The sequence below is a fragment of the Treponema sp. R80B11-R83G3 genome (assembly GCF_054786115.1).
In genome coordinates, this window is sequence record NZ_BDHF01000097.1 from 1 (window position 1) to 4,901 (window position 4,901).

Below are 4,901 nucleotides of genomic sequence, written 5' to 3' on the forward strand. Positions count from 1 at the left end.
GGTACTCTCTATTGAACGCGGCGTATTAACAGGAAAATGTAACATTACGGAAAGTCATCATTTAAAAGAAAATAATTTACCGCCAATAATTTTATTTCAAGCGATACCAAAGGGCGACAAGATGGACTTGATCGTCCGTCAGGCTGCTGAAGGCGGAATAACAGAAATTGTTCCGTTTGTATCGGAGTTTTCGACAGCGAAAATCAAAGCCGAAAAAGGGCAAAAATTTTTACGCTGGGAACGAATTATTAAAGAAGCAAGACAACAAAGCGGCTCCGTGACCGCAACTATCCTTCATCAGCCGTTAACAAAAAATGAACTATTTGACTATTGGAAAAAACTCCATGAAAAAGACACGTCAAATTCGCCGCAAACAAATTCTCTTGGATTATTATTTCATCATCAAAAGGGGCTTGAAAATAAGAGCCTTCACGGGTATCTTAATAGTAATCCCCAAGTTGTAGCGTTTGCTATCGGGCCGGAAGGGGGATTTTCTGATAAAGAGGTTTCCCTCTTTATGGAAAACGGTTTTAAGCCATTAACCATTGGCGATACCGTTTTACGGACAGAAACTGCCGCTCTTTATTGCGCGGCGGCAATACGCATTTTATTACTGGAGAAAGATTCGTGGAAATTGAAGTAACCGAAATCAGGCAGCGAACAAGCCTTCTTAAAGTCCCGGTTGATATTGTCGCGCCGGAGAATCTCAGCTCTATAGTGTATGATCTCTTAAAAGAAAAAAAAGAACATAATATTGTGCTTCTTTCTTTATGGGATTTATTACGCGCAAGAAGAAGCGGCGAGTACCGTTCATACATTACAAGGGCCGCTTTGGTTATTCCTATTTCCAAAAGCATCATCAGTGGAATAAAATTCCTTACGGGAAAAAAAGCGTACCGTTATATGCCATTCGATTTTATTATTAGCATACTTACCGCTCTGGAAAATCGGGAATTATCCTGCTACCTATTGGGCGGCAAAACAAAAGTTCTTATTAAAACAGAACAGAATATCAGACAGACGTTTCCGCGCCTTCGCGTTGTCGGGCGTTTCCCCGGTTACTTTAAACGGTACGAAGAAGCGACAATCATCAAAGCTATAAAAAAATCATCGCCGTCTCTTTTGTTAGCGGGTAAAGGCATACGCGGCGAAGAACGATGGATTGCCAGAAACAATCTCTCTCTTGGTGACGGCATGAGGCTATGGTGCAGTGACATTTTTGACGTATTCGCCGAAAGAAAAAAATATCCCTCACGCGGCATTTTTAACGCGGGACTTGAATGGATAGGCTATTGTTTTAACAGTCCATTTAAATTTTTTAGAATTTTTCCGTATATCGGATATAAGTTTTTATTACTATATTACCGTCTTTTTGTTAAATAGCGATTAGACTGATGCGCTATTGATACATAACGATATAAGGCCGCGGATTAAGTTTGTACACATCTTTTGGCGACATCAAAGGATAGTCATAACCCGCGCCCGGTATCCCAAAATTGTAAAACAATTTGAAAGCCTTAATCGGCATATTGGAAGCAATCGCATTATAATTATAAGAATCGCGTTTCACGTCAGGCGGGCCAAAACCATCGGCGCAATGAACAAGTCTGACTCTGTTAAAATTGCTTTTAACCTGCGCGCGATTATTAATCATTGTGTGCTCAAATTGATGAATGACAAGCATACGCTCACCGGGAATATTATTATCTATTAAATAGTTTTCCATTACTTGCTGCGCAGTATTGATTTCTTCCGCACTAATACTGCCAATATCTCTCATCGGTCTTTTTGTCCGCCATTCAGGATCAAGAGCAAGATGTACATTTGGATAGCGTAAATACGGCAGCATTTTTTTTAGCGAATCTATCGGATCATAACGGCCAATTTGATGATCAATAAAAACTAATATATCGTTTTTCAACCCATAATCGATATATTTCATAAGTTCATTATCCCCTATTATCCCTATTTCGCCCTTAGGCCAAACAGTGCCATAAATCAGATAAAACGCCTTACGCACTTTCCGTCCGCCATTAACTTTTTCATACTCGGGAACAAGAGCGGTCATCAGCCTGTCCAACTCTTCTATTGAATAACGACCTAAAATACCCATATTGCGCGAACTAGGATGGCCATAATACGCAAGAATATCGTTATTAAGCAAAAAAGAAATCTGATAATCCGCTATTCGATTAAAATTTTCTATCTCCTCTTTTGAATAAACCCAATAAGGCCGTGAATTATCAATTTTTTTCCATTGATTGACCGTCTCCATAAAAAGCATGTGCGGAAAAAGCGGCGCAGTCATATAAGTAATATCAGTATTTGAAGATGAATCATCGCCTGAAGCCGCATAAAGACTAAAAACAGAGCATAAAACAAATGTAATAACTACGAAAAAACAAAATGCTTTTTTAACCAATAACATGGTTATTAATTATCGGCAGAAAGATCGTTTTTCTTCTATAAATAGAAGCTTGGAGTTTTGCCAAACACAAAACAATATACAAAAGTATAAAATTTTACCAATGAAAAAAATACAATAAAAACTGTAGTTTTCCTTTTGGCAAAACTCCTAAGTAATCCGGCGTAGCCGGATTACAGCCATAGATGTATTTTGTGCAATTTTGAACAGAGGAACCCTGTCCCGATTGACAGCAATAAAATACCCGGAACAAACCCTATCCAGTTATCAACATTTATAAGAAAGCCCCTGCCGGCAAGGACAAGCATAACCCCAATCGCGACATTAAAATATTCTTTTGAATCGCGTATATTGGCCGCAATAAAAAAACTTATCATAGTTGTAATAAAAGCCGCTAATTCAACCAAAACAAACATGGAAGTATAATTATTTACTATATTTAAGCTGGTATCCCAATTTGAACCGTCAATAGGGACTCTTAATGTAATAACCAGAGCAGCGATAATCATTACAAAAATGACATTACGGGTCTTCTGCATCTCAAGCCCGGCGGCATATAAACCGGCGGCAAACAGCGAAAAAACACTGAAAAACCTTGCAAAAAGCAAAACCTTGATTGCTATATTTATATAAAATAGAGAAAAAATATAAATACAATATAAAGGAAGAATAAGACGGATAGCCTCAAAAGCCAAAGAAATTGTAAAAATGGCAATATACAGTATTTCCGGCGCAGAAGTTCTTTCAAAGAAGAAATGAATAAAAATAATACCGATAAGAGAATACAAAACCGATGCCGCCAGAGAGACATAAACGGCATAATAATCGTTTTTCATAAAAAAACCTGTTAAGACCTGAAAAACATTGACAGGACGGCGTGTATATTCTTCCATTATATTAGAATAAACGGGAATTATCAAAAAAGAAGCCACAGTAACAAATAAAGTACATATTAAGCAGAAAACAATCCCGACTTTAAAGAAAGTATTTCTTTCAGAAAGCGTCATATCGCAGTTTATACTAATTAAAATTTTATCTCAAGACGGAAAATTTAATACCGATAATGAGAATTAAGGGGAACTCTATGTTATTGAAAAAGACGGTATTCATCCTTTTTATCCTTCTCTTAACATCTGTTTCCGCTCTATGGGCGGGAGATTCCGCCGTTTTTGTCGATTTGGGTTTCTCTCCTGACGGCAGAATGTATATGTTCGGACAATACGGAGTACTGTCGCCGTCTCTGCGCCCCTGGGCGGATTTGTATGTCGTAGACGTAACCAGTAACACTTTTGCCCAAAACGGCAGGGTATCACTTATTGATAATACTCCGATAAAAGCGGGACAAGACGGTTCCGGCATTTTACGCAGACTAGTCTCCAATAATTCAAATCTTACAAACCGATACAGTATAAATTTCCAAAATCAGGGACTCCCTCTTTACATCTCCAGAGACGAAAACCCACCGCCACGCGGAGAAAAAATTGATTTTCGTGACTTTCTTTCCGGAAAGTCATATAAAGCGCAAATAATACCCACAATTACAGGCAGCGGACAAAACGCAAAATCACAATTTTTTATAAACCTTGAAGTTTCTTCTCCAGACAGCCAGTTTAGGACATATAAAGTCGGCTCCCCAAATTTTGTCCGTCAGGGCATTGTGCAGTACAACTTTAAAAGAGTCCTAATTGACTCAAGCGGCAGTTCCGTAATTTTTGTAATAGAGATGATGTGCGCTTCCAACAACGGCTACGATATCCGTTACATGGTAGAGGCTTTAAGGCTTTAAACAGCCCTAAAAACCTGTGTAACAAAAGAGCCGTCCTCAAATAAAAACCGTACATAAAGCAGATTCCCCGGTTTATTCCGTTCCCAAAGACCGTCTTTTTGTTGTTCAATTGCCAAATCAAGCCATTCATCACTGTTTAAAACCGCGTCAGAACGGCACTGCGTGAAAAGGTAATTCCCCTGTGGGAGCGAAACAAGGTTATTTCTCTCTTTTTCATCTGTATCCTCGTTTTCCCTCTCCGGCAATTTTTGCCCGATGAACAATAATTTATCCAGTAAATAATCCCGCTCCGGCTCAATACTACAGCCTTGAACAGGATTTACCTCATAACAGAGGAGAATCTCCTCATTTTCAAGTTTTTCATATTTTAAGAGTGACGGATCTTGACATTCAGATTTGATATATGGCAATGAGGTACAAAGATTTAAGAGCGTTAAAGGCGTATTTTCCATATAATTTATAACACCATATCATTCAAATAATACGCTAATTTTACTAATAACTTCACAGTATACTTATACCGTTGCTCTTTTTTTATATCGTTGAACATATTTATCCAAAACTTCGTTTATCATTGTTTGATATTTTACTTTGTTTTCCTGAGCATGCTTTTTAAAAAAATCTACACTGCCACTGTTTAAGGTTATCGTTATTTTAACTTTAGGCTCTTTTCTAATTAATTCCCATCCA

The 4,901-nt window shown here is 38.0% G+C and carries 7 protein-coding genes; 3 read left to right on the forward strand and 4 right to left on the reverse strand.

Features of this window, described 5'->3' with window-relative positions:
• Both ACYVRH_RS10810 and ACYVRH_RS10815 read left to right on the forward strand, forming a co-directional pair.
• Positions 1-643: RsmE family RNA methyltransferase (locus ACYVRH_RS10810; RefSeq protein WP_461256923.1), on the forward strand; the 643-nt coding region annotated here is incomplete at its 5' end.
• Positions 628-1,383, forward strand: a complete 756-nt coding sequence (locus ACYVRH_RS10815) for a WecB/TagA/CpsF family glycosyltransferase (RefSeq protein ID WP_461256924.1) — start codon at positions 628-630, stop codon at positions 1,381-1,383. The genes ACYVRH_RS10810 and ACYVRH_RS10815, both read left to right, overlap by 16 nt.
• Positions 1,384-1,399: 16 nt before the next feature.
• Here the strand turns inward: ACYVRH_RS10815 and ACYVRH_RS10820 are convergent, their stop codons facing one another.
• Positions 1,400-2,428: a hypothetical protein gene (locus ACYVRH_RS10820; RefSeq protein ID WP_461256925.1), complete on the reverse strand. Its 1,029-nt coding sequence runs from the start codon at positions 2,426-2,428 to the stop codon at positions 1,400-1,402.
• Between the two features lie 170 nt (positions 2,429-2,598).
• On the reverse strand, positions 2,599-3,318 hold the full coding sequence (locus ACYVRH_RS10825; protein WP_461256926.1) for a hypothetical protein: 720 nt from the start codon (positions 3,316-3,318) through the stop codon (positions 2,599-2,601).
• 191 nt (positions 3,319-3,509) lie between these two features.
• On the opposite strand from ACYVRH_RS10825, the gene ACYVRH_RS10830 reads away from it, so the two are divergent.
• Positions 3,510-4,211 carry a DUF2259 domain-containing protein gene (locus ACYVRH_RS10830; protein WP_461256927.1) on the forward strand — a complete coding sequence of 234 codons (702 nt, stop codon included), beginning with the start codon at positions 3,510-3,512 and terminating at the stop codon, positions 4,209-4,211.
• On the opposite strand, the gene ACYVRH_RS10835 is transcribed toward ACYVRH_RS10830, so the two are convergent.
• Together ACYVRH_RS10835 and ACYVRH_RS10840 are read right to left on the reverse strand one after the other, a co-directional pair.
• Entirely contained in the window at positions 4,208-4,663 is a 456-nt protein-coding gene (locus ACYVRH_RS10835; protein WP_461256928.1) for a hypothetical protein, read from the reverse strand. The genes ACYVRH_RS10830 and ACYVRH_RS10835 overlap by 4 nt on opposite strands.
• Before the next feature lie 63 nt (positions 4,664-4,726).
• Positions 4,727-4,888: a BrnA antitoxin family protein gene (locus tag ACYVRH_RS10840; RefSeq protein ID WP_461256929.1), complete on the reverse strand. Its 162-nt coding sequence runs from the start codon at positions 4,886-4,888 to the stop codon at positions 4,727-4,729.
• Positions 4,889-4,901: the final 13 nt, after the last annotated feature.